Annotated in this window: 24 protein-coding genes; 10 read left to right on the forward strand and 14 right to left on the reverse strand. The window is 64.0% G+C overall.

What is annotated here, in order from left to right; translation table 11 throughout:
- The first annotated feature begins 256 nt into the window (after window positions 1–256).
- Together B0G75_RS18990 and B0G75_RS18995 are read left to right on the forward strand one after the other, a co-directional pair.
- Window positions 257–1,201 carry a metallophosphoesterase gene (locus B0G75_RS18990; protein WP_106308679.1) on the forward strand — a complete coding sequence of 315 codons (945 nt, stop codon included), beginning with the start codon at window positions 257–259 and terminating at the stop codon, window positions 1,199–1,201.
- A 32-nt stretch (window positions 1,202–1,233) separates the two neighbouring features.
- Entirely contained in the window at window positions 1,234–1,578 is a 345-nt protein-coding gene (locus tag B0G75_RS18995) for a cupredoxin family copper-binding protein (RefSeq protein WP_106308682.1), read from the forward strand.
- A gap of 133 nt (window positions 1,579–1,711) precedes the next feature.
- Here B0G75_RS18995 and B0G75_RS19000 read toward each other — a convergent pair whose 3' ends face one another.
- Complete coding sequence (locus tag B0G75_RS19000; RefSeq protein ID WP_181309298.1) at window positions 1,712–2,284, reverse strand: peroxiredoxin-like family protein; 573 nt, start codon at window positions 2,282–2,284, stop codon at window positions 1,712–1,714.
- Window positions 2,285–2,377: 93 nt separating this feature from the next.
- On the opposite strand from B0G75_RS19000, the gene B0G75_RS19005 reads away from it, so the two are divergent.
- Window positions 2,378–3,319 carry a LysR family transcriptional regulator gene (locus B0G75_RS19005; protein ID WP_106308689.1) on the forward strand — a complete coding sequence of 314 codons (942 nt, stop codon included), beginning with the start codon at window positions 2,378–2,380 and terminating at the stop codon, window positions 3,317–3,319.
- Here B0G75_RS19005 and B0G75_RS19010 read toward each other — a convergent pair.
- Both B0G75_RS19010 and B0G75_RS19015 read right to left on the reverse strand, forming a co-directional pair.
- Window positions 3,316–4,305, reverse strand: coding sequence for a zinc-dependent alcohol dehydrogenase family protein (locus B0G75_RS19010; protein ID WP_106308692.1), 990 nt, complete (start codon window positions 4,303–4,305; stop codon window positions 3,316–3,318). The genes B0G75_RS19005 and B0G75_RS19010 overlap by 4 nt on opposite strands.
- A 77-nt stretch (window positions 4,306–4,382) precedes the next feature.
- Window positions 4,383–5,516, reverse strand: a complete 1,134-nt coding sequence (locus tag B0G75_RS19015) for an alkene reductase (protein WP_106308695.1) — start codon at window positions 5,514–5,516, stop codon at window positions 4,383–4,385.
- 625 nt (window positions 5,517–6,141) lie between these two features.
- On the opposite strand from B0G75_RS19015, the gene B0G75_RS19020 reads away from it, so the two are divergent.
- Both B0G75_RS19020 and B0G75_RS19025 read left to right on the forward strand, forming a co-directional pair.
- Window positions 6,142–6,870, forward strand: a complete 729-nt coding sequence (locus B0G75_RS19020; protein ID WP_106308698.1) for a hypothetical protein — start codon at window positions 6,142–6,144, stop codon at window positions 6,868–6,870.
- A 40-nt stretch (window positions 6,871–6,910) separates the two neighbouring features.
- A complete protein-coding gene (locus B0G75_RS19025) occupies window positions 6,911–7,975 on the forward strand; it encodes a diguanylate cyclase (protein ID WP_106308701.1) in 1,065 nt (354 codons plus the stop codon).
- Window positions 7,976–7,984: 9 nt separating this feature from the next.
- Here the strand turns inward: B0G75_RS19025 and B0G75_RS19030 are convergent, their stop codons facing one another.
- Complete coding sequence (locus B0G75_RS19030; protein WP_106308705.1) at window positions 7,985–8,218, reverse strand: DUF1289 domain-containing protein; 234 nt, start codon at window positions 8,216–8,218, stop codon at window positions 7,985–7,987.
- Window positions 8,219–8,447: 229 nt separating this feature from the next.
- Between B0G75_RS19030 and B0G75_RS19035 the strand changes: the two genes are divergently transcribed.
- Entirely contained in the window at window positions 8,448–9,302 is an 855-nt protein-coding gene (locus B0G75_RS19035; RefSeq protein WP_106308707.1) for a phytochelatin synthase family protein, read from the forward strand.
- A 108-nt stretch (window positions 9,303–9,410) separates the two neighbouring features.
- Here the strand turns inward: B0G75_RS19035 and B0G75_RS19040 are convergent, their stop codons facing one another.
- The 5 genes from B0G75_RS19040 to B0G75_RS19060 all read right to left on the reverse strand — a co-directional run bounded on the left by B0G75_RS19040 (window position 9,411) and on the right by B0G75_RS19060 (window position 14,297).
- Complete coding sequence (locus tag B0G75_RS19040; RefSeq protein ID WP_106308710.1) at window positions 9,411–10,073, reverse strand: glutathione S-transferase family protein; 663 nt, start codon at window positions 10,071–10,073, stop codon at window positions 9,411–9,413.
- 155 nt (window positions 10,074–10,228) lie between these two features.
- Window positions 10,229–10,618 carry a VOC family protein gene (locus B0G75_RS19045; RefSeq protein ID WP_106308713.1) on the reverse strand — a complete coding sequence of 130 codons (390 nt, stop codon included), beginning with the start codon at window positions 10,616–10,618 and terminating at the stop codon, window positions 10,229–10,231.
- An 82-nt stretch (window positions 10,619–10,700) separates the two neighbouring features.
- Window positions 10,701–12,290, reverse strand: a complete 1,590-nt coding sequence (gene glgA, locus B0G75_RS19050) for a glycogen synthase GlgA (RefSeq protein ID WP_106309146.1) — start codon at window positions 12,288–12,290, stop codon at window positions 10,701–10,703.
- 322 nt (window positions 12,291–12,612) lie between these two features.
- Complete coding sequence (locus tag B0G75_RS19055) at window positions 12,613–14,085, reverse strand: sodium:solute symporter (RefSeq protein WP_106308717.1); 1,473 nt, start codon at window positions 14,083–14,085, stop codon at window positions 12,613–12,615.
- Window positions 14,082–14,297, reverse strand: coding sequence for a DUF3311 domain-containing protein (locus B0G75_RS19060; RefSeq protein ID WP_106308720.1), 216 nt, complete (start codon window positions 14,295–14,297; stop codon window positions 14,082–14,084). The genes B0G75_RS19055 and B0G75_RS19060 overlap by 4 nt, the downstream gene beginning before the upstream one ends.
- Before the next feature lie 375 nt (window positions 14,298–14,672).
- Here B0G75_RS19060 and B0G75_RS19065 point away from each other — a divergent pair, with 375 nt between their 5' ends.
- A complete protein-coding gene (locus tag B0G75_RS19065) occupies window positions 14,673–15,350 on the forward strand; it encodes a MarC family protein (protein WP_106308723.1) in 678 nt (225 codons plus the stop codon).
- Between the two features lie 87 nt (window positions 15,351–15,437).
- Complete coding sequence (locus B0G75_RS19070) at window positions 15,438–16,271, forward strand: class II glutamine amidotransferase (RefSeq protein WP_106308726.1); 834 nt, start codon at window positions 15,438–15,440, stop codon at window positions 16,269–16,271.
- Between the two features lie 27 nt (window positions 16,272–16,298).
- On the opposite strand, the gene B0G75_RS19075 is transcribed toward B0G75_RS19070, so the two are convergent.
- The gene (locus tag B0G75_RS19075) at window positions 16,299–18,047 is read right to left on the reverse strand and encodes a cobalamin biosynthesis protein CobT (protein WP_106308728.1); all 1,749 of its coding nucleotides are present in this window, start codon (window positions 18,045–18,047) and stop codon (window positions 16,299–16,301) included.
- A gap of 5 nt (window positions 18,048–18,052) precedes the next feature.
- Complete coding sequence (locus tag B0G75_RS19080) at window positions 18,053–19,282, reverse strand: AAA family ATPase (RefSeq protein ID WP_106308732.1); 1,230 nt, start codon at window positions 19,280–19,282, stop codon at window positions 18,053–18,055.
- A 319-nt stretch (window positions 19,283–19,601) separates the two neighbouring features.
- Between B0G75_RS19080 and B0G75_RS19085 the strand changes: the two genes are divergently transcribed.
- Window positions 19,602–20,687: a porin gene (locus B0G75_RS19085; RefSeq protein WP_106308735.1), complete on the forward strand. Its 1,086-nt coding sequence runs from the start codon at window positions 19,602–19,604 to the stop codon at window positions 20,685–20,687.
- Window positions 20,688–20,833: 146 nt separating this feature from the next.
- Here the strand turns inward: B0G75_RS19085 and B0G75_RS19090 are convergent, their stop codons facing one another.
- Window positions 20,834–23,200 carry an FdhF/YdeP family oxidoreductase gene (locus B0G75_RS19090; protein ID WP_106308738.1) on the reverse strand — a complete coding sequence of 789 codons (2,367 nt, stop codon included), beginning with the start codon at window positions 23,198–23,200 and terminating at the stop codon, window positions 20,834–20,836.
- 134 nt (window positions 23,201–23,334) lie between these two features.
- The gene (locus tag B0G75_RS19095) at window positions 23,335–23,532 is read right to left on the reverse strand and encodes a hypothetical protein (RefSeq protein WP_106308741.1); all 198 of its coding nucleotides are present in this window, start codon (window positions 23,530–23,532) and stop codon (window positions 23,335–23,337) included.
- 204 nt (window positions 23,533–23,736) lie between these two features.
- On the opposite strand from B0G75_RS19095, the gene B0G75_RS19100 reads away from it, so the two are divergent.
- Complete coding sequence (locus B0G75_RS19100) at window positions 23,737–23,982, forward strand: DUF6723 family protein (protein WP_012427171.1); 246 nt, start codon at window positions 23,737–23,739, stop codon at window positions 23,980–23,982.
- A gap of 51 nt (window positions 23,983–24,033) precedes the next feature.
- On the opposite strand, the gene B0G75_RS19105 is transcribed toward B0G75_RS19100, so the two are convergent.
- Window positions 24,034–24,270, reverse strand: coding sequence for a hypothetical protein (locus tag B0G75_RS19105; protein WP_106309150.1), 237 nt, complete (start codon window positions 24,268–24,270; stop codon window positions 24,034–24,036).
- Window positions 24,271–24,347 lie beyond the last annotated feature (77 nt).

Genomic DNA, 24,347 nt, shown 5'->3' on the forward strand with positions numbered 1-24,347 from the left:
AAAAAGACTTTATAAGCTGGCTGGCATGCCTGTCAGGCATGGATCGCTTGGGCTGCGCAAGTGCTCGACGCGGGCCTGGCGTCCGCCCGCCGCGAGGTAAGACCCTCCGTACGCGTCGACGCCGCGACACGATTCATCCGCCCATTGATAGAAGCTGGAATAAAACCGGAGCCGGCGCAGTCATGCCTGACGAACGACTCGCGAGGGCCGCCGGATGATCCACGGCTCGACTGCGACTCTTAATCGTGAGGTCAACATGTCATCACATGATTCATTCGACGCGTCGCGGCGCGGCGCACTCAAGTGTCTTGCGTTCGGCGGTCTCGGCACGGTGTTTGTTCTGGCGGGCGGCATTCTCACGCCCGTGGAGCTGACACTCGCGGCCGACCCGAACTCGTCCGCTGGAAAAGGCGGTGTGCCGCTTTTCCTGCAGATCAGCGACTCGCATATCGGCTTTAACAAGGAAGCCAATCCCGACGTGGCGGGCACGCTGAAACAGACCATCGAGTACGTCAACGCGATGCCGGTCAAGCCCGCGTTGACCATTCATACCGGCGATATCACGCATCTTTCCAAACCATCGGAGTTCGATCTGGCCGCCCAGTTGATGTCCGGTCTGAATATCACGGAGTTGCATACCGTGCCCGGCGAGCACGACGTGACGGACGGCCCCGGAACCGAATACTTCAGCCGCTTCGGCAAGGCCTCGGACAACAAGGGCTATTACAGCTTCGACCATCAGGGCGTGCATTTCGTCGGCCTCGTCAACGTGATGCATTTCAAGCCGAACGGCCTGGGCGGCCTCGGCGACGAACAGCTCGAGTGGCTTGAAAACGATCTGAAAGGGCGTTCGTCCAGCACGCCGATCGTCGTATTCGCGCACATGCCGATGTGGACGATCTACGAGCCGTGGGGCTGGGGCACGGGCGACGCGGGCCAGGCGATGAGCTATCTGAAACGCTTCGGCTCGGTGACCGTACTGAATGGCCACATTCATCAGATCGTGTCGAAAGTGGAGGGCAACATCACTTTCCACACGGCGCGCTCGACGGCTTATCCGCAGCCGACCGCCGGCAACGGCACGGGTCCTGGACCGTTGACGGTGGCCAGCGACCAGCTTCCGAAAATGCTCGGGGTGACCAGCATCAAGATTGCCCGGCATCCAGTCAAGGCCACGCTCGACGACACGACGCTGGCTTGAACGTCAGTTCTTTCCATTGCAGGAGATCAGTTATGCAAACCAAAAACATTCGCCGCGTTTTGCTCGCAATGGCCGCAAGTTCCGCATTGTTCGCGGCGTCGTCGGGGTTGTCCGTGGCGCGCGCACAGACGCCGAACACAGTCACCATCAAAAATTTCATGTTCACGCCGATGGAGATGACGGTCAAAGCCGGTTCGACCGTGACCTGGAAAAATCTCGACGGCGAGCCGCACACGGTAGTGAACGACTCGGGCATGTTCCGCTCCGCCGCGCTCGACCAGAACGACACGTACCAGTTCAAGTTCGACAAGCCGGGTGTGTACAAGGTGTTCTGCGGCATTCATCCGAATATGAAGGAGACCATCACGGTGCAGTGAGCGTGAGCGTTGCAGGAGACCCCTCTACAGACTGCGGCCAGGGCGCTCGCGCAAGGCATGCTGATCGGTTGCATGCCTTGCCTGAAGCGCCTTGAGCGCACGCAGCAGCGATTCGATGTCGAGCGATTTGCGATTAGTCCACGTCGATGTGGACCAGGGCGGCGCTGCCGTCGCGATCGAGCACGAACGTGGCCGGAATGGGAACCAGCCAGCGGCTTGCCTCACTGGCCGCCGGCCGCGTGTAACCCAGCCGTTCATAGGTGGCGCGCAGACGCAGCGGCAGTTCGAACGCAACGCCATAAGCGCGTGCGACCTGCAGGTTCACGTCGAGCAATTCACGCAGATGGCCAGGGGCGCGCTGCACCGCGCCCCCGCACGGCGGCGCGATGGCGACGGCGCTCGCGCCGAGTGCGAGCAGATCCTCGTAGGCCGCCGCAAAATCGGCCAGACTCGACTCGGCGAACGTACACCAGCCGCCTCTGAAAAAATGCAGCACGACCGGTCCGGCGCGCAGCTGTTCGTCGAGGCTCACGCGTCGGCCAGCGCGATCGGATAACGTGAAAAGCGGCGCGCGCGAGCCCGCCCGCAAGGCGTTCGACGCAGCTGCGGCCGCCGCGCCGAGTGCCAGCTCGGCGTCGATATCCGATTGCCGCGACTGCCGTGCTTGCCGCATTGCGGCGCTGTCATCGGTTTGTACGTCTGCCATGTTTCCCTCCGTGTCCCCGCGACCCATTTATTCATTACACTGTCCGCGCGAAAGGTGCAAAATCGGCTGCGCTTATTCCACGGGAGACATGTGATGGACCGCCTGGCGGCAATCGAAATTTTCATACGCGTGGTCGACACCGGCTCGTTTTCGGCCGCCGCGCGCCATTTCGATGTCGGTCAGCCGGCGGTATCGAAAGCGATCGCGCAACTCGAGGAGTGGCTCGGCGTCAAGCTCCTGCTTCGCACCACGCGCACCCTCACGCCGACCGAAGCCGGCACCAGCTTCTACCAGCGCGCGAAACGCGCGGTGGAGGAAACCGACGAAGCCGTGATTGCCGCGCGCGGCTCGGCGGCTGGCCTCTCGGGCAAACTGCGGGTCTCGGCGGCGGTCTGTTTCGCGCGGCTGCATATCGTGCCGCGTCTGCCGGCGTTTCTCGACGACCATCCGAACCTCGAACTCGAACTGGTGCTCGACGACCGCAATATCGACCTCGTCGAGGAGGGCATCGACGTCGCCTTGCGCATGGGCGAGCTCGCCGATTCCAACATGACCGCGCGCCGCATTGCCGAGGCGCGCCGCCGCGTCATCGCCACACCGGCTTACTTCAACCGCCACGGCATTCCTGCGGCGCCGGCCGATCTGCTCGCGCACAAGTGCCTCATCTACACGCGCGACGGCGGCGGCGAAGACTGGAAGTTCCGCAAGGAAACCGCGGAAGTCTCGGTGCGCATGCAAGGGCGCCTCAGGATCACCGCGACCGAAGGCCTGCGCGCGGCCGTCTTCGCCGACATGGGCGTTGCCGTGGCGTCCGAATGGGCCTTTACGCCGGAGCTGAAGTCGGGCGCGGTGGTGTCGGTCATGGACGACTGGATGCTGCCCAACGTCAGTCTGTCGGCCGTCTATCCGACCGGACGCCTCGCGAGCACCAAGGCAAGACAGTTCACCGCGTTCGTGGAAAACTGCCTCGCCGACGAAGCCGCTCCCGCTTCACGCGCGGCGGACCCGGCGCTCGAATCCGCGAGGCCGGTCTAAAGCGTCACGACGATCTTGCCGAACTGGCCGTTCTCTTCCAGATAGCGGTGCGCCTCCACCATGTCGTCGAATCTGAAGGTGCGGTCGATCACCGGCTTGAGCGCGCCGCTCGCGAAGCCTTTGAGCACATAGTCCACCGCGGCCTTCTGCCGTACCGGATCGCCGCTCGTCAGCCAGATGTTGTGGGCCTTCACGGTCAGTACCTTGGCGATCATATCGAGCAACGGCAACGTCGTGGCCTCCTCGCTCAGCGCGCCGTAAATGTAGGCGATGCCCTGAAACGACAGCGCCGCGAGCAGCTTCGCGAAGCTCGAGCCGCCGACCGGATCGAACGCCACGCGCGCGCCTTTGCCGTCCGTGATGCGCATGACTTCCGCCACCAGATCGGTCTCGCCGGTTGCGACCACGTGCGCGGCGCCGGCTTCCAGCAGCCGCTCGCGTTTCGCCGAAGTGCGTGTGAGCGCAATCGACGTCGCGCCGGCGTAGTTGGCGATCTGAATGGCCGCGAGGCCGACGCTGCTCGACGCGGCGGGCACGATGACGAAGTCGCCTTTGCCTACCTTCGCGTCTTCGACCAGCGCGCCGTAGGCCGTCACGAACATCATCCAGACCGATGCCGCCTCGGCGGACGAGAGCGACTCGGGATGCTTCACGACGGCGCTGTCCGGCACGACGATAACTTCGCCATACGTGAAGTACTGGTTCATCGAGAACGACGGCATCACGTTCACCTTGTCGCCGGGCGCGATACCCGTGACATCGGCGCCAACCGCATCGACGAGGCCCGCGGCTTCGTAGCCGAGTCCGGCGGGAAACCGGACGGGCTCGATATAGGCGTCCCTACGCCACATCGACTCGGCGCGATTCAGGCCGATGGCCTCGACCTTGATGCGAACTTCGTGCGGACCGGGCGCGGCCACCGGCGTCTCGATGAACTCGAGCACTTCAGGACCACCGGCTTTTGCAAACATTATGGTGCGTGGCATTAACAGTCTCCGGGTTGGGTGCCGCCGCCACAAACGAGCCAGGGAGGCCAGCAAGGCAAGGGCTAGGGCGCGTGCGCTCAGGCAGTTTCAGCAGATTGTTCAGCGGCAGCGGCTTCTACAGTAGGCGAATAAACCGCAAAGTCCGAGTAGTGCTTTTCGTCGCCGCCCCAGAATGCGGCGCGGACATAGGGCGTGAGCGGCAGCTTGTGCTGGAGCCGGTACGGCAGGTCCGGATTCGACGAGAAATGGCGGCCAAAGGCGACCAGGTCCGCGTCGCCGGACGCGACGATGGCTTCCGCGCTGTCGCCGTCGAATCCGCCCGCGGCGATGATCGGCCCGGAGAAGTGCGGACGCAGATACTTCACGGCGACCGGCGCGTGGCCTTCGTGCAACGTGTCATCGCCCTTCACGCGTGGTTCGATCACATGCAGGTAAGCAATGCCGTAGCCATCCAGCACGCGGGCGACGTGGCTGAAGGTGGCTTCCGGATCGCTATCGGAGATGCCGCCCCATTCGCCGGACGGCGAGATACGTACGCCGACCCGGTCCGCACCCCAGACGGAAATCAGCGCCTCGACGGTTTCGCGCAGGAAACGCACGCGGTTTTCGATCGGACCGCCGTAGGCGTCGGTGCGATGGTTGGTGCCGTCCTGAATGAACTGGTCGACGAGGTAGCCGTTCGCGCCGTGCAATTCCACGCCGTCGAAGCCCGCATCCAGCGCCCGCTGCGCGGCCACTCGAAACTCTTCGACGATGCCCGGAATTTCCTCGATGCCGAGCGCCCGATGCGGCGAGGCCGGTACGAAGCCGTCTTTAGTCAGCGCCACGCCATCGAACGGGACGACCGAGGGCGCGAGCGGCGCGACACCGCCGGTCATCTCGACGTGGCTTTGACGGCCACCGTGAATCAACTGCATGAAGACGCGGCCGCCTTTGGCGTGGACCGCATTGGCAATCGCTTTCCAGCCTTCCATCTGGCCGTCGTGATAGAAGCTTGCGGCGCCCAGATACGAACGGGCGGGAATCGAAATGCTGGCGCCTTCGACGATTTCGAGGCCGCCTTGCGAGGCGCGCTGGCCGTAGAAGTCGGCCATCATCGGACTGGGAATGTCGCCGGGCTGAATGGTGCGCAGGCGGGTCATCGGTGCGAGCACAACGCGATGCGCGAGGGTGTAAGCCCCGACCTTCTTCGTGGTGAACAGGTGAGCCATGATCTTTCCTTTACCGGGTAGTGAGTTCGGAGACGTTCAGCGAGTGGCCGATTCGTTGATGGAGAATTTATCCATTCCGATATGCCCCGGGAAGGCGCGCGACGGCATATGAATCATTCCAGAGCGGGATCAATGGCGGCGCGCGGCGTCCGTCCAAAGACGAGCGTTTTGCGAATCAGGCGTGCGGGTGAAAACAGAACGAGCCGCTATGGAGGCGCTCCACAAAAAGAATCCGCCGCCAGGCTGCGAAGCCGGCATCAGGAACAGCGCTTGCGTTTGAAATGGAGCCCTCGAAGCGTCGATGTCCCCACTGCGCTCGGGCGTGGTTGTTGTGTGATTCAAAGCCACCGGCGCCTCCTTTCCGCGCGCGCCTATACGGCTTAACCAGACAACAAGCTAGCCTTTCCCGGACATCGCGCGTGGCTACGCGCGGCGGCAAACGATTTACCTGTTTCTTCCGTGCAAAACTGCCTCGCAAAGACTGCGTTTAAAGCGCAGCATTGCCAAGTCGATGTTCTCGTGCGATGGGCAGGTCGGATTCTTCGAGCGGCTTTGCATGGATCTGCAAAATCGTGTGAACAATGTCGGCCTACCGGCCAGACGTAAGGATTCCGGAGTTATTGCGATGTACAACGATGCGGACTCGCCAAAATCGGTGCTCGATGGCCAGGATGCCGGCGGCCAGGCGAGCGGTCTGTCAATTTCCGCCACGCCGCCGAGGTTCGGACGCCTCGCCATGTGCGTGGCCGCGGCCAGCGCGCTCGTCATCGGCGTGATGGGTACAGTGGCGTATAGCGTCTGGTTCAACCACGACCAGCAGGCGTACGCCGAAGCCATGGCCGGCGCACGCCGGGCGCTCGGCAACGGCGCGTCGGCGAATGCGGCCGTGATGGCAAAAACCGCGAGCATCACGGCGGCGCCGGCAGCGGCCGTACCGGCAACACCGCCGCAACCGTTGCATGCAACCGCGACGAGCGGCGCGACGGTGGCGGCATCGCCCGCCCTTGCGGATCAGGAAGCGGGCGGGCAGTTCGCGTCCTGGTCCGGTCAGGTCAAGGCGCGGCCGGCGCAGCCTGCGGTCGTTGCGAATGCGGCATCAGGCACGTCCGCATCCGCGGCACCGCCGCCCACGTCTGCTCGCCGGCCAGCAAACGCAAACGCCGCACCGACGCAGCAAGTTGCGGCGTCGCGTCCAGCCAGAGATGGCCGCGCCATGCCTCAGGAGCGCCGCGCCGCGCCCGAGAACGCGCGCCACAAGAACAGTCTGTTCGCCCGCATGGGGCTCTTCTTCCGTCGAGTGAGTTACCGGCAGCATGGCAACACAAATCGGCAAGACATCTACTCACATCCGTGAGCGGCGCCGTGCCGGGCGCGCCGGTTCAAAAGGCGCTTTCGTGAGCCCCTTCAGACGGGCTCCCGCCCTGCTGGCCGGCGCGTCTTTGCTTTGTCTGCTGGTCGGTCTTCTTTATCTCGCGTTGCAGATCAGGACCATCTTCTCCGATCAGCTAAAGCAGGAATACGCCGGACTCGTGCTCGAAGCGGCGGAGCGCGCGGAAAGTGCTCGCGCAATGGTCGGCGTGTGGCAGCAACACGCCGGCGACAGCCAGGCGCAAACGCAGGCTTACCGCCATGCACGCACCGAACTCGCCGATCGCCTGAAGTCGCTCGCGGCATTGGTGAACGCCAGTCCGTCGGCGGCGCCACGGATGCCGGCGTCGGCGTTGACGCCCGATGCCAGTCTGAACGGCATTGATGCGCTGCTTGCCACGATCCCGCCGTACTGGCGCGCGCAGCGCGATGCCGATGGCGCCGACGTGCGCCTGCGCATTGCCCATGTCGCGAATGTATTGATCGCGTTGGCCGCGCTGCTGTTCTGCATGTTGCTCACAGCGCTCGGCATGTACGCTAAACGCAATCGTCAGCTGGCGGGCGAGTCGTACGAGTTCGAGTACGCGGCGCTGCACGATTCCATGACCGGCTTGCCGAACCGGCGCAGTCTGTTCGCGATGCTCGACGAAGTGGCCGCGAATTTGCACGCCGGCCCGAGGTCTCGCAAGATCGCCGTGCTGTATGTGGATCTGGACGGTTTCAAGCAGGTCAACGACACGCTCGGTCACCGCGTCGGCGACGAGTTCCTGATTGCCGTGTCGCGGTCCTTTCGCGAGTCGGTGCGCAAAGTGGATGTCGTCGCGCGCATCGGCGGCGACGAATTCGCGGTTCTGATTCGAGAGTATTCGACGCCGGATGAATTGGCCGAGATTGCCCAACGGCTGATTGCGTGCGTGGTCGAGACCGACGCGGAGATGGGCATCGGCGTGGTGCGCGCGAGCATCGGTATTGCCAGCTATCCCGATCTCGTCAGCGACTATCAACGCCTCGTCGCCGCGGCCGACGACGCGATGTATCGCGTCAAGCGTGGCGGCAAGAACGGCTACGCGTTCTCAGCTCAGGCTGATTGAGCGGCGCGCTCAGGAGGTTTGGGTTTCGGGTGTTGCTTGCGCCGCTTGCGCGTTTGTTGCCGTTTCCGTTTCCGATTTCAGTATCGCTTCCCGACCCGGCCGTTCATTGATGACCGCGAGGCGCACATCGTCGCTCATGGTCTTCCACGCGCGGATTTCGTCGCGCGTACGCAGACAGCCGAGGCAGAAGCCGGTTTTGCCGTCGAGTTTGCAAATGTCGATACAGGGTGACTGGATTGTCATGATCGGACCAGCGGTTCCGTGGGGTTGACCTCGACGGTGATTGGCGAGAGTCGGTTAGAAAAATGCTGCAGCATTGTAGGGGAGAAGCGCGCTTCGCGGGCCAAAGCGCGCGCATCGTCGCGCACGCCAAGTTTTGTTTCGTGCTACAAAATCGAGGCTTGCGCGTGCGCGCCGGTTCATGCGCCGGCACAGCCGCAGTCGTCCCGGTTCATCCACAGCGGAAAGATCCATGTTCAGATATTCGTTGATGCGCGCCGTTGGGCGCTTGAGCCAGCCTGAGTGGATCGTCGCCGTTATGGCCGCGGCGCTCGCCGCCTGTGCGCCGGTGCCGCCGGCCAGCAGCCAGACCGCCGTTCCGCCTGCCGTTATTCGGCCCGCTGTTCAGCCCGCCGTTCAGCCCGATATCGAGGCCTCGGGACGCCCGGCCGACGGCCCGCTGGCAGTGCCGCCGAACCTCGTCGCGCTGGCGCAGCCGGCCGGCCAGAAACGCCTGACGAGCGCCACGTCCAAGCAGTCGTACTGGCCGCTCTCGCAGTATTTCGAAACCCAGCGCAACCAGGCCTATTGCTCCGTCGCGACCTCGGTCATGGCGCTCAACGCATTGGGCATCCGCCGGCCGCAGTCGACCCTGTACCCGGACTTTCCGTTCTTCTCGCAGGAAGATTTCTTCCACGGTATCGATCCGCAGGTGGCCAATGCCGCCAAGGTCTCGCAGGAGGGCATGACGCTCGATCAGCTCGGCACGGCCTTGAAGGCCTTTCCGGTCGAGGTCTCGAAATATCACGCGGCGGATCTGTCGCTCGGCCAGTTCCGCGACCTGGTGCGCGCGACCACCGGCCACAGCGATCGCTTCGTGCTGTTGAATTTCAGGCGGGTGGAAATCGGCGAGACCGGCGGCGGACACTGGTCGCCGCTCGCCGCCTACGATTCGGCGAGCGACAGCGCATTGCTGCTCGACGTGGCGCGCTACAAATATCCAGCTGTGTGGGTGCCGGTCGCGCAGTTGTACGCAGGCGCGTTGGCGGTGGATAGCGTCAGCGGAATTTCACGCGGCATGGTGATCATCGGCAAGCGGCCGGGTTGATGACTGCTTGCCAAGGCGGCCGCGACATTGAATCGTGCGGCACGAGAGACGGCTCACGCGAGTACGGCCACAGCAAACCGGCGCCGTGCGATCCCGATCAAGCACGCGTCACGCCTCTTCGTTACGCCATTCCGTCAGCCCTTCGCGCGCATTCAATTCGATGAACGAAGGCCGCGCACGTAGCTGTCGGATATAGCGCGCAAGATTCGGCCAGCCGAGCGCGGGCCGCGGCATATTGCGGGTCCAGCGCATCAACATGACGGCCATGAAGTCCGCGGTGCTGAGTTTGTCGCCGATCAGATAGTCATGGTTTTCGCCGAGATGTGCGTCAAGCTTGTCCCACGCTGCGTCGAGACGACGGCAGGCCAGCGCGCGAACCGCTTCGGCGCCGACGGGGTCGCCGTCGGAGTCCGCATAGAACCAGTCGCGCATGGCGGGCAGAATTGTGTTGGCGAGATAGACCATCATTTCGAGCCACGCGGCGCGATCGACGGAACCCGGCTCAGGGGCAAGCGCGGCCTCCGGATGCCGCTCGGCCAGCAGGATCAGCAACGCGGCCGACTCGTGGCGCGGCGTGCCGTCGACCATCAGCGTGGGCACGCGTCCCGCGGGATTGAGCCGCAGATACGCCGGGTCGTGCTGCCGGCCGGCGTCGATGTCGATCAACTGGGATTCGAACGAGATGCCGAGTTCGATCAGCATCCAGTGCACGGCCATGCTTGCCGCGCCGGGCGAATAGTAAAGCACGTAAGGGGTGGAATCGCGGGGCATAGTGGCTTGAGGTCCGGTTTCGATCCGGCGGACAGTCTACCGCCGTTCCTGACGCGTGCCTATGCGCAATCGGCGGGGGAACGCGCAGTCATCGGCTCGGCAACGCAGGGTTGGCCACTGACCAGAACGCATCGGCTGCAGGCTGCCGCGCCTCGTCATCCCCACGCTGCATTCTGCAAAACGATCCGGTAGCCGTCCGGATCTTCGAACGTTTTGCCTTGACGGTCCCAGTAGGGATTCTCCGATGCGCACACCGGCACGCCGAGCGCTTCCAGCCGTTCGACGGCCGCGCTCCATGCGTCGCGTTCCGGGAGATAGAGCACAAGCAGGTGCTCGGTGGTCGGCGCGCGTTCGACGGTCACGCCATGCTGATGGGTGAACTCGATGTGCCATGGACAGTCTCGCCGCCCAACGATGACGCCATCGAAGCCTTCATGATTCTCGAAGCTCGCGAGGACTTCGAAGCCCAATCCCCGCGTATAGAAATCAGCGACCTTATGCAGATCGTTGGTAGGGCGAGCGACTCGGAGAACGGGCGGCTGCATCGGCAACTCCACGAAACACGGATGTGCCGCAAAGCATAACGTGCCACGCGCGCCGCAGCGCGCCCGAGTGCGTCAAAACAGTTCAGGCGCTTCGCGCCATCTCGCCAATGCCCGCGTTGAACTCCTCCCTGTGTGTACCCGCGGCGACTGCCGTACGCGCCCGAAGCGGGGTCTTGCGGACTCGCGTATCACGCAGCGCCGGACGTGCATCGACCAGATCCGCGTACAACGCGAGATAGTTCGCGGTGGACGCGTCCCAGCCGAAGTCGCGGCTCATCGCATTACGCTGCAGTACGTGCCACGACGACGGCTGCACGAACGCGGCCAGCGCGCGGCCGAGCGCATGCATCACGTCGTCCGCGCTTTCGCCGTCGAACAGGAAACCCGTTGCCTTCTGTTCGCCACGAGGGTCGTGCGGTACGTAGTCGACGATGGTGTCGGCCAGGCCGCCGACGCGCGAGGCCACCGGAATCGTGCCGTAGCGCATTGCATAGAGCTGCGTGAGGCCGCACGGTTCGAAGCGGCTGCCGTGCAGCAGAATGTCCGCGCCCGCGTGCAGCATGTGCGCACGCCGCTCGTCATAGCCGATCTGCACGCCGACACGTCCCGGCCAAGCGGCCGCGACGTCCTGCAACGCCTGTTCGAGCCCGTGCTCGCCCTGGCCGAGAATCGCGAACTGCAGCCGTGGATGCCGTTCGAGCAGCGCCGGCAGCGTATGCACGACGACATCGGCGAGCTTCTGTTCCGTCAGGCGGCTGCCGATTGCGACCAGCGGCGCGAACGGATCGCGCGTCAGACCGAAGGCCTGTTGCAGTTCGCGCTTGCAGGCCTGCTTGCCGGCGGTGTCGTCGACGGAGTAGGGGCGCGCGATATGTTTGTCGGTGGCCGGGTTCCACACGCTCGTATCGATACCGTTGACGATGCCCGACAGCTTGCCGGCCTGTGCCTGCAACACGCCTTCCATGCCGTGGCCGAAGCGCGGCGTCATGATTTCGTGTGCATAACGCCGGCTCACCGTCGTGACGCGATCCGAATGGACGATACCGGCTTTCATCATGCTCAGCGACCCGTAGAACTCGATGCTGCGTTCGTCGGAGAGCGCCGGCGCCAGCAGTTCCGGCGGCACGCCGATCCAGCCGCCCATGGCGAGCGGATGATTGCCCTGGAACGCCAGGTTGTGAATCGTGAAGACGCTTTTCGCGGCGACGCCCGCAAGCCGCAGATAGAGCGGCGTGAGTCCTGCATGCCAATCGTGCGCGTGCACGATGTCGGGGCGCTTCACGTTGCGCACGCCGCGCGCGACTCGCGCGGCCGCTGCGGCAAGCGAGGCGAAGCGCGTGAGGTTGTCCAGGTAGTCGCGCCCTTGCGGATCGCGATACAGGCCTTCGCGCGCGAACAGGTGATCCATTTGCAGAAGCAGCACCGGTACGCCGGTATCGGGCATCTGGCCGCGCAGCAGCCGCGCGTCGCCGCCGGGCAGGCCGGTCATGCGCGCCACCGGCTCGACGTCGACCGCGCGTTCCAGCGCGGCCGGATATGCGGGCATCAGGATCGAGACGTCGACGCCGGCATCGCGCAGCGCGGCGGCATAGGCGCTGACCATGTCGCCGAGGCCGCCGGATTTGGCGAGCGGCAGGGCTTCGGAAGCGACGAGAAGAACGTTAAGCGGCAAAGTGGCCCCCAAGGACGGGTTTTTTTGCACTTGCACAGTGCGGTGAGATCGCGAACGCGTCATTTCAGCAAGGGATGTGCCTGAGGTCAGCGGTTTTGCAGGGGGCGCGAGGAGGGTTTGTATTGCAGTGCGGGTGGGCGATTCTTTGGCTTGAAAAGCCTATTTATCTGGCTTGACGCTCAGCCGTCTGCAGCGCCGTTTTTTTCATTCGTGTGTAGGTTTGACATTCGATTCGACAAGCCGGCGTGGCGTCTGAAAAAATTAAAAGGGCTGTCGCCGAAACGACAGCCCTTCGTTCACTACGCAAACGGGCAAGCCCGAATCAATGCACCGGCGCGGGCGTCTGCTCGACCGGCCGCGGCTGCGTCACCGCGCTCACCGCCGCGAACACGATGATGTTCACCGCCAGCGCCAGGAAGCCGATATTGACGTCCTTCAGCGCATCGGGCAGGAACGGCATCAACTGACCGATGCTCAGGTGCATCGTGGTCGTGACGGCCACCACCGCGACGCCGGCCAGAATCCCGCAAAACGCGCCTTGCTTCGTCGCGCGATTATGCGGACGCAGGCTGCAGATCACCGCCGGAAAGAGCTGGGTCACGAAGCTGTAGCCCATCAGCAGCAACGCGACGATGGTTTCGCCGCCTTGCAGCGTGAAGCCGACCGCGACCAGCGCCACCACCGGCACGAGCAAGCGGGCGAGCTTCGCCACCGTGGCGTCCGAGGCGTTGCGGCTCACCATGCCGCGGTATACGTCGTTGGCGAGCAGCGTCGATGCGGACGTGAGGATCATCGAGCCCGGCACGAGCGCGGTCAGAATCCCGGCCGCGCCGATCACGCCGACGAACCACGGGTCGAAGGTCTGCAACGACAGGCGGAACAGCGAGAGGTCGATGTCGCCGCCCTTCAGACCCGGCACCTTCAGCGTCGCCGCGAAGCCGACGAAGAACACGAACAGCAGAATCAGCTGATAGAGCGGCAGCACCATCGCGTTGCGGCGGAAAATGCGTTCGTCCTTCGCGGTGAAAATCGAACCGAACGTATGAGGCCACATGAAGAAGCCCAGCGCCGTCAGCAGCACGGTCGACTGGAACCACGTCACGCTCGAACCCTTGGCCGGGAAGGTCAGGAAGCCGGGGCGCGCGGCGTCGATCGCGCGGAACATGTCGCCGAAGCCGCCGTAATAGTGCAGCGGCAGATAGATGCCGAGGAACAGCACGATCGCGAGAATCAGTATGTCCTTCACCACCGAATTCCACGCCGAGCCGCGCACGCCGGAGACGATCACATAGGCCGTCACCACGCAGGCGCCGATCCACACGGCCGCCGTCGACGAAATCGCGCCGTACGAGGCCGTTGCGACGATGATGCCCAGCCCCTTCAGTTGCAGCACGAGGTAGGGAATCAACGCGGCCACGCCGACCAGTGCGACGAGCGTGCCGAGCGCCGGGCTGTCGTATTTGCGCGTGAAGAAGTGCGGCTGCGAGACGAGCCGGTGATTCTTCGCGTAACGCCAGATCGGCGGCAGCATCCAGTACGAGAGGATATACGCGAGCGTGCCGTACGCCAGAATGTAATAGACGGGCGCGCCCTTGCCATAAGCAAAGCCGCTGCCGCCGAGGAAGGTGAAGGTCGTATAGATTTCACCGGCCATCAGCAGGAACACGAAGGCGGTGCCGAAGCTGCGGCCGCCCACGGTCCATTGTTCGAGACTCATATCGTGGCCGCGCTTGGCGCGCACGCCAAGGTAAAGCGCAAACAGCGTGATTGCCGCAATGATGACGAGTGCGCTCATGAACTGACCTCCTCGCCATCGGCGGCAAGTTGACGGTTGGACGGATCCAGACGGTAGACGATCGCCATGATCATCGAACTGAGCACCACCCACATGACGATCCAGGCCAGCACGAACGGCATGCCGAGCATCAGCGGCTCGACACGGTTCACAAACGGGACACCGAGCAGAATGCCGATGAACGGCAGCGCGGCGAGTACACGAAGCAACATGGGGGCAACTCCTCGAACTGGTAAGTACGTCTCGTTGAAAGTGCGGCTTCGCTGGGGACTGTATGCCGGATGCTTTGGTCCCGTAAAGCTGGTCAAAAAAGTGTAGGCTTTCTGAAAGTTGCGGACGCATCTTTATGGGGTCGGTTGCTGCGCTGCAAGGCGGCGCGTATAGCGTGGCGCGCTGCCGCACGCCTGCCGGAGCCTGGCCTTTTTACGGCTTTGACTGGCGCGGCGCGATATCATCTCGCCACGCAACGCGAGCAACCTCTGAACAAACAACCGGAGCGCCGGACAGAGTCCGGTTCCATCAACATTGGCGCGGCGTGCCGGGTGCGCAGTGGAGCCGCCTGAGCCGCCGCTCGACACGGAACGCATATGGTCGAAAGTCTGATCTCGGACATTCTGTTTGGCTTTACCGGGTTGATCAGCATCATCAATCCAATCGGCATTGCTTTCGTCTTCCTTGACCGGACTGCTTCGTTGACCACGGAGGAGCGCACCGCGCTCGCCCGCAAGATCGCCATCAACGTGATGTGCGTGCTGCTGGTGGCGTTCTTCATCGGCACGCCGATCCTGCATTTCTTCGGCATCTCCATGCAGGCGCTGCGCATCGGCGGCGGGCTCGCCGTCGCGGTGGGCGGATGGCAGATGCTCAATGCGCCCGACACGCAGCCGGCCGAAAAACCGGCGGTCAAGCGGGTGGACGCGGACAATGCGATGTCGAAGGCATTTTTCCCCTTCACCATTCCGCTGACCACCGGGCCGGGCTCGATCGCCACGGCTGTCGCACTGACCGCGAACCGCACGCATAAGCTCTCCGAGTTCGTGATTTCGAGCATCGCGTCGGTGGTGATCTCGCTGGCGGTGGCCGTGACGGTCTATCTGATCTACAGCCGCGCAGTGGTGTTCGCCAAGTACCTCGGCGTGGAAGGCACCAAGGTCGCCATGCGTGTATCTTCCTTTTTGCTGCTGTGCATCGGCGTGCAGATCATGTTGACCGGCTTCTCCGAATTTCTTATTCCGATCGCGACGATGCAGCCCGTAGTCAAGTAGACGCGTACCCGGCAGCACGCTGCGCCGGGGCGCCCATGCGTACCGGACAGCCGTTATCTTGCGTGGGACCGAACAGGAGAGAAGCTCATGTGCCGCTGGCTCGCTTATACGGGCAACCCGATTCAACTCGAAACGGTGTTGTTCAACGCAAAGCATTCTTTGATCGACCAGAGCCTGCATTCGCGGCTCGGCCAGACCACGACCAACGGCGACGGATTCGGTATCGGCTGGTACGGCCACCCGACCGATATTCCGTTTCGCTACCGTTGCATCCATCCCGCGTGGAGCGACCGCAATCTGCGCGAGGCCGCCCGGGCGATCCGCGCGCCGCTGTTCGTCGCGCACATCCGCGCGGCGACAGATACGCCTTCGCAGGAAACCAACTGCCATCCGTTCCGTTATGGCCGCTGGCTCTTCGCGCACAATGGGCTGATCCGCAACTATCCATCCGTGCGCCGCGATCTGATGCTGGCGATCGACGCCGATCTGTTTCCGTCCATCGAAGGCTCGACCGACTCCGAGGTGATGTTTTTCCTCGCGCTGAGCTTCGGTCTCGAACTGGCGCCGGTCACCGCGCTCGAGCGGATGGTGGCCTTCGTCGAAGAGACCGCTCACAAACACGGCGTGGATGAGCCGCTGAACATGACCGTGTGCGCCACCGACGGCGAGCAGATCGTCGCGGTGCGCTATTCGAGCGAAGGGCAGTCGCGCTCGCTTTTTCACAGCAGCTCGTTTCAGCAGTTGCACGCGCTGTATCCGGACGATCCGCGTATCATCGCGGCCGGCGAGAATGCGTTTCTGGTGCTGTCCGAGCCGCTCGCGGACCTGCCCGGCTGGTGGCAGGAGATTCCCGAGAGCACGGCGGTGGTGGCACGGGGCGGTGAAATCGAACAGTATCCGTTCAAGCCGCACGCGGCGTGACTTGCGTGAACCGGGCGAGCGCCGGCGTCAACGCGCGAGCAGCATCGAGCTCAACACAGAGAACACGGTGGACGGCAATTCGGCAAGGCGGCTGACCACCACGTTGTGCGGATAGAAGTCCTCGACCGCGTCGGTCAGCACGCCGATCCCCACCAGCTCGATGCCGCGCTTGCCGATGGCCGCGACGCGCTCGCGCAGATCGCTGCGCAATACCTGTGGATTGCCATCGCCGGTGGAGGGATAACCGTCGGAGAACATCATCAGAATGCGCCGTTCGGCCTGATGGTCGGCGAGGCGCGTCGCGGCCCAGGCCAGCGCCTCGCCGTCCGGATTTTCATGGCCGCAGTCGATCGCGGCGATCCCGCTCAGGTCCGTCGCGCCGAAGCGCTTATAAACCTTCAGGTCGAGCCGTTCGACGAAGCGGTTGTAGCGCCGCAGATCCGCGCCGCCAGCGAGTTGCCGCTCGTAGAGCTGCTTCATGGGCGCGGATTCGACCGAGCAATAACCGAGCACTTCGCAATCGAACGACAACTGCGTGAGCGCATCGCACAAGGCGGCCGCGCACTGGCGCGCGAGTTCGATCTTGCGGCCGGCCATCGAGCCGCTGCGGTCGATCAGCAGCGTGACGGCGACGTCGCGTCCTTTAGCAGCCCGCTGCGTGCGAAACGGCGTACGGTAACCCGGCGAGGTCGCAAGCCTCGCCAGCGCGGTGCGATCGATCTCGCCGCGCTCCTGCTCGCGGCGCCAGCGCGCGCGCTCGTCGGCGCTCAGCGCGCGTTCGAGTTTCTCCTTGAGCGGCGCGGTGTCCGCGCGAGCCTGCGCGCGCAACTCACGCCACGCGGTGCTGTCGCCCTGGCCCGTGAGGTCGCGGATGTCGTCGAATTCGGTGGCGAGCGGGATCGACAGGGTGGCTTTGAACGCATGCGTATTCGCGCTGCCCGCTTTGCCTTCGGAGGAACGCGTGGACGGCTGCTGCGCGTCCGCCAGCGATTGACCCATGCCGACCGCGTTGTCCGCCTGCGCGCCACCGCTTCGATCGGATGGCGGGGAGTTCGCACTGTTCTGATCGGGCAGCGCGGTGTCGGCATCGCCGATTGGGGCAGACGACGAAGCCGCCGTTTCCGTATCGATGTCCTCGACCGGGTCCGCAGTGAACATCATGCTGTTCACCTCGCCCTCCGACAGCGCGCGTACGCGCGCCACCAGCGCCTGCGCCACCGCGACGCTCTGCGCGGTCGAGCGGCTCGCACGCGCCTCGTGCAGCAGATCCTCCGCGGCATGCAAGGCGGCGAGCAGCGAATGGCTCGCTTCGGTCCGGGTGGGCGGTTCGTCCCACAACGCGCGCTCGACCAGCCAGACCAGCCGGTCGCGCCAGTGCAGCTTCGGCCAGCGTTGCCGTACGCGCTCGGCCGCATGCAGGCGCAGCTTGCCGATGAACCAGCGCGCGCCCGGATATTCGTCGAGCAACTGCGCACAGACGCGGCGGTCGTCGATCACTTCCGCGAGATTCGCGGCGACGCCCGCCGGCAGCGCGTCGAATTGCGCGAGCGACGCATGCTTGGCGCGCGCGACCAGCAGATCCAGATAGCCGATCAGCACGTCGCGCTCGACCTCGCCATTCAACTCGTAGTCGGGAATCACGATGCGGCCCGGTTCCACGCGCGGACCGTCCGGACTGAACACGACCGTCACACCGTATTGCCCCGTTAGTACACGGGCGACCTTGCCGAGCGTGGATTCGAATGCGAAGCCGCGCGTGTCGCGGGTTGCATGCATCGCGCTTACGCTTCCGGGGCCGGCGCGATGTGATGACGAACGATGCCGCGAATCAACGCGGCGTCTTCCGGGCTCACCTTCGCGTAGATGGCCGGCCCGGCGGCGCGTTCGGGATCGCCCGTGCGCAGCATCAGTTCGGCCCAGTCGAGCAGGCGCCGGGTGGAGAACGCGCTCGAGAGATCCTCGCGCGCGAACGCCGCGCGGCAGTCGGCGGCAATCGCGGCGAGCGTGGTGGCGAGCGCGCGCGTCATATGCGGGGCGAGGGTGGCGATCAGTACGTCGGCTTCTTCGGCGGGCGTCAGATAGTCGAGCAGATACACGCGCCAGCGATCCAGAAACGCCTCGTTCATCAGATTGGCGCCCTGATACAGGTGCCGGAACTGGCTCATCGCGCCGACCGCATTCGCGGTGGCGAACAGCCGGAAGGCCGGATGCGGCGCGACGATCTCATTGCCTTTTTCCTTCAGCACGAGGCGGCCGTGCGGTTCGAGCACAGCGGTGAGGGCGGCGAGAATCGACGGTTCGGCAAAATCGATCTCGTCGACGATCAGCCAGAGCCCCTCGCGCATGGCCGTGGGCAGCACGCCGTCGACCCACAGCGTCTCGCCGCCCTTGACGGTCCAGAAGCCGACGAAGTCGCCGACGGTGGTCTGCCCGTTCATGTTCGAGCGCAGCACGCCGTGGCGCGAACGCGCCGCGACCTGTTCGATCAGGCTGGTCTTGCCGGCGCCGGTGTGGCCGATCAGCATCACGCGCCGGTTCTCGACGATGTCTTCGACAATGTCGTTGAAGCGCTCGGAGAAGAGATAGGCCGGATTGATGCGCGGCACGAGCGCATTGCCGACGCCGCACGGCACTTCCACATGACCGATGCGCACGGTCTCGCCGGTGCCTTCCGGCTGCCGATGTTTCGCCGCGCCAGCCCGCGCCGCCGCGCGCTGCAACTCCGGCATGAAGGCGACGCGGCCGGCTGCGGACTGCTCGCTCGCGGCGTCGGCCGTATCCATCGCGAAGCCTTCGCGGCGCCATTTCTTCAGTTTGGCGCGCAGATTTTCCGCGTCCACCACGAGATCGATGTCGACCGCGCCAGGGCCCCCGCCATTGTCGACGCCGTGTTCGAGCCGATAGTTTTCCGGCCGGTCGGCCACGCTGACGCGCCACCATTCCGCGCCGTTCTCCGTTGCGCGTTGGTAAAGGCCAAGGTTTTCGTCTTCGGTCAGTTCGGGCGCGTTCATGGCAGAGGTTGAATAGTCAATAACGAATCATGCATTGCAATTTGGCTGAGGCCGAATGACCGACTATCTTATCTTGAGTGCCTTTCGATCTTCCGTTGCATTGGCAGGCGGGCTTTGTCGAGCGCATGCCGGGCAAATATTTATTGCGTCAATCGAATAGGCCATGAAGCGCCTGTCGCCTATAGTTCGTCGGACCTGGCGCTGCGGTTTCATCCATATCTTTCTCGCCGATCGTGTTTGAAAGCATCCGCAGTCCGCTTTGGCCTGCATCGCGACACAAAAAATTGACGGCAAAACAATGAGACTACATACAAAATTAATGGCGGCCCTCGCCGTGGCAAGTCCGCTGGCATATGGTCAAACCAGCGTGAGCTTATATGGCCGTCTCGACGCCGGCCTGGAATACCTGAATCACATCAATAATGGCGCGGGCGGCAGTTCGAGCCGCTGGAGCGCGGAAGGCGGCGACTGGGGCACCAGCATGCTCGGCCTCAAAGGCAACGAAGATCTGGGCGGCGGCCTCAATGCGATCTTCAACCTCGAAACCGGTTTGCAGGTCATGAACGGTACGACGAGCGGCGGGCGGCTCTGGTCGCGGCGCGCGTTCGTCGGTTTGAAGAGCGAGCAGTGGGGCACATTGCAGGCTGGACGTAATCTGTTTATAGACAGCGACGGCGTATGGGAATTCGATCCGTTCGTGCAGCAGGCGTTTTCGTCGGCCTCGCTCGTGCGTGGGCGCAACTGGCAGCAAACCAGCAACAACGTCGAGTATCACAGCCCGGTGTTCTGGGGTTTCGACGTGCAGGCGCAATATGCGTTCGGCAATCAGGCGGGCGCTTTCAACAGCGGCGCGGCCGGTGAGTTCGGCCGCTCGGACGGCATCATGCTGACTTATCATTCGCCGCTGTTCGACGTGCGCGGCATCTACGACGAGTTGCGCGACAACAACGGCCGCTTCAGCAACATCTTCCAGGCATCGCGCGAATATTTCGCCGGCGTGAACGTGCATTTCGACTCGGTGAAGATCCAGGGCGCCTACACGCATTACTCGGCGCCTGACTCGCCAGTCGGCGTCGCCGACTCGGCCGATCACTACTGGCTCGGCGCCACCTACAACTTCCTGCCGCGCTGGGCCATGACGGCGGGCGGCTTTTATGTGAAGGTCGGCGACGGCTCGGGCGATGCCGCGCACGACCCCTCCGGCCACGCGATGATGTATGTGCTCGGCACCACCTACAACCTGTCGAAGCGCACCTTCCTGTACGGCACGGTGGGCTACGTGCGCAATGGCAGCAACTCGAATTTCTCGCTCGAAGCGTCGCCGCGCGATGCGACCAGCAATACGAGTCCGCTGGTGGGCGAATCGCAAACCGGTGCGTATGTCGGGATGCTGCATCAGTTCTGACACGGCCGGTTAGGCACGGCCGGTTAGACGCGGTCGGTTAGACGCGGTCGGTTAGACACGGTCGATTAGACGCGGTGTAGAGAGCGGGTGGTGCGGAATGGAACAAGGGGCGCCCCGGCTCACGCCGGTGCGCCCTTCGTGCGTTCTTACGCCGCCAGATCCTCGCTCACCGACTTGCGCAAGCGCACCGGAATCGACTTCGACGCTGGCACCTGACTCGATTCCGCGTGATGCGAGAGTGGAATCAGGCGATTGCATTCCGGGTAGTAGCCCATGATGCAGCCGGGCGGAATGTCGAACGCGTGGACATGCATGCCGTCGACTTCGCGCGTCACGGCGTCGTTCGAGACGGTGGAGATGCACACCGCGTCGCCCTCCGCGAAGCCGCGCCGCGTCATGTCGTCCTGATGCATGAGCAGCACGTTGCGGCTGCCGTGCACGCCGCGGAAGCGGTCGTCGAGACCGTAGACCGTGGTGTTGAACTGGCTGTCGCCACGTGTCGTCATCAGGCGCAGCACGTCGGGGCCTCGCGACGGCATGTCGGCGTCTTCGTCGAGCGTCTCGGGCACGATGAAATTCGCCTTGCCGCTTTCCGTGTTCCATTTGCGCTCGCAAGCCGCGAGCGGCCGGTGAAAGCCGCCGGGTTGCCTGAAGCGCCGATTGAAGTCCTTGAACTGATCCGGATAGGTGCGTTCGATCGCGTCGCGCACTAAAGAGTAGTCGTCGACCCAGGCATCCCACTCGATCTTCGGATTGCGGGGCAGCAGCGCCTTTGCAAGACCCGCGACGATAGCGGGCTCCGACAGCAGCATGTCGCCGGCCGGCTCGGCGAGCCCGTGCGAGCCGTGCACGCAGGCCGTGCTGTCCTCCACGCTGACCCATTGCTCGCCGCTCGCCTGACGGTCGATCTCGATGCGCCCGAGGCATGGCAACAGATACGCGACCTCGCCGTGCAGCAGATGGCTGCGATTGAGTTTGGTGGCGATCTGCACTGTGAGCCGCAGACGCTGCCACGCAGGGTCCATCACGTGATGATCGGGAATCGCCACCTGAAAATTGCCGCCGAGGCCGATGAACGCTTTGACCTTGCCGTCGAGCACGCCGCGGCAGGCTTCGACCGTGGTCATGCCTTTGTCGCGCGGCGGCTCGAAGCCGTAGAGTTCCTTTAGCTTGTCGAGCGGCGCGAGTTCAGGCTTTTCCGTGATGCCGACCGTGCGCTGTCCCTGCACGTTCGAATGGCCGCGAATCGGGCAGATGCCCGCGCCCGGCCGGCCGATATTGCCGCGTAGAAGCAGCAGGTTCGACAGCATCTGCACGTTGTGCACGCCGCTGCGATGCTGGGTGATGCCCATCCCGTACAGGACCATCGCGGCATTGGCTTTCGCGTAGACGCGTGCGGCGTCTTCGAGCGCGGCGCGGCTGAGTTGCGAGTGGTGCTCGATCTCTTCCCATGAAGTGGCGCGCATCGCCCCGGCGAACTCGTCGAAACCGTGCGTATGCTCCGCGATGAAGGCGGCGTCGAGCACGCGTGGCTCACCGTTGCGTTGCGCGTCGTCGTCCCACTCGATCAGCAGCTTGCAGAGCCCGGCAATCGCCGCCGCGTCGCCGCCGATCTTGACCTGATGATATTGCGTGCTGATCCGCGTGTCGGCCGGGGTGAGCATGTCGAGCGGCGACTGCGGGTTCGCGAAGGTGACGAGGCCGCGTTCCTTGAGCGGATTGAAGGTGATGATCTCCACGCCACGTTTGCGGGCATCCTGCAACTGATGCAGCATGCGCGGCGCGTTGGTGCCGGTGTTGTGGCCGAAAAACAGCATGCAGTCGGTGTGCTCGAAATCTTCGAGTTGCACGGTTCCGACTGGCACGCCGATCGTCTTCGGCAAGCCGACCGAAGTGCTTTCGTGGCACATGTTCGAACTGTCCGGCAGGTTGTTGGTGCCATACAGGCGCGCCAACAGGGCATACATGTAAGACGTTTCCAGCGACGCGCGGCCCGACGCGTAGAACACCGCCTCATTCGGATCCAGCGCTTGCAGTTCGCTCGCGATTTCGGTGAACGCGTGTTGCCAGGTGGTCGGCACGTAGCGGTCGGTGGCGGAGTCCCAGCGCATTGGCGTGGTTAGCCGGCCGCGCGATTCGAGTTCCAGGCCGCTCCATGAGCGCAATTCGCTCAGCGTATGGTTGGCGAAGAAGTCCGCGTCGACGCGTTTGCTGGTGATTTCCCACGCGGTCGCCTTCGCGCCGTTCTCACAGAATTCGAAAAGATGCGGGTCCGCAGGTTTGGCCCACGAACAGCTCACGCAGGCGAAGCCGTCAGCCTTGTTCTGCTTGGCGAGGATGCGGCTGCCGTTCAGCGTCACGTGTTCCTGCACGAGGATCGATGCGACCGCTTTCACCGAGCCCCAGCCCCCGGCGGCGTTGCGATATGGCGTGATGGGCTCGCTATCGGGTGTGCCCGGCGTGTCTTTCGCTCCACGCTCGGGCGCGCCGTCGACGGTGTGATCGGTGCTCATGTTGACTCCTGGCGGGTTGCCGGTCCTTGCGCACCGGCTTAACCGAGCCTTCCGCAATTACCGGACCACTGGATTAATTTGCGCTTACAACCGTCCCGCCGAGCCTTCACTGTGTTCGAGCGTGTTGGACAAGATCACGCGGCGTTGACCGGCGGCGGCCTCGCAGGCGGATCGCCTTCGGGCGCACGATCCGGATCATTCGGCGGCACATCGTCAGGTGGCGGCGATGGATCGGGATCGCTTGTCGGCTGCGGCGCGTCGGGGTCGATTTCCGGTGGCATCGGTGTGTGCAGATGCAGACCCGGTATGCAGCGGGTGTTCGTCATCGTCATCGTGGTCTCCGTGATGTGCTGCGTGGGAGCCACAGCGAAGCCGCAACTGGCATGCCACCGGCGCGAGCCGCCCGCAACGCGGGCGCACACCGTGTGGAACAGCTATTGCTCGACCACCGCAAGCGCGTACGCCACAGCGGCGGTGCGCAGCGCGATATCAGACGGAACATGACGCACTGAAGTGCAGGGATAAGGGAAAGACAAATGGCGCGACATAAGGCCGACGTTGCCGACGACAACTTCGAGATTTACGCCAGCTATCACGGAACAGGCGACGGCCGTTACGTAGGTGGACTGAAGGTCGTCAGAAAGGCGGACAGAAAAATTCTGTTTCCATTCGATGGCGCGCCCGAAATCGGGCCCTACGCGACCGCCGACGAAGCGCGCCGCGCCGCGATCGACTATGGACGGGAGATCGTGGCCGCGGATCGTGCGAGCCCTGAGAAGTGAGGGTATGTGACGAATGGCGGCGCATGCGCGCCGCCGCAAAGACCGGTTTACTTATGGCATGCCGCCGAGCGACGGAGAAATCGTGCTGCCGCGGGCCGGGTCGTCGGGTTGTGCGTCAGGCATGGTCGGTTGAGCCGAGAGGGGCGGATGAGTGCGGTAGCAACTGTCGATGGAGGAATCGGCGAGGCAGCGCTGGAATGCGTCCGCGTCGCTTTTTTGCGCGAATGTGTACAAAGTGCGTTCGACTTGCACTTCGGTATCGGACACGCGAATCGTCGTCATTGTCATGAGGATCTCCTTTTTACAAATGTCGGTCCAGACCTTCAGCGCACCTTCCGCAACGGCCGTGCCCAGCCGGCCGTTCA

It is taken from the genome of Paraburkholderia sp. BL18I3N2, from assembly GCF_003001875.1.
Lineage (GTDB): Bacteria > Pseudomonadota > Gammaproteobacteria > Burkholderiales > Burkholderiaceae > Paraburkholderia > Paraburkholderia phytofirmans.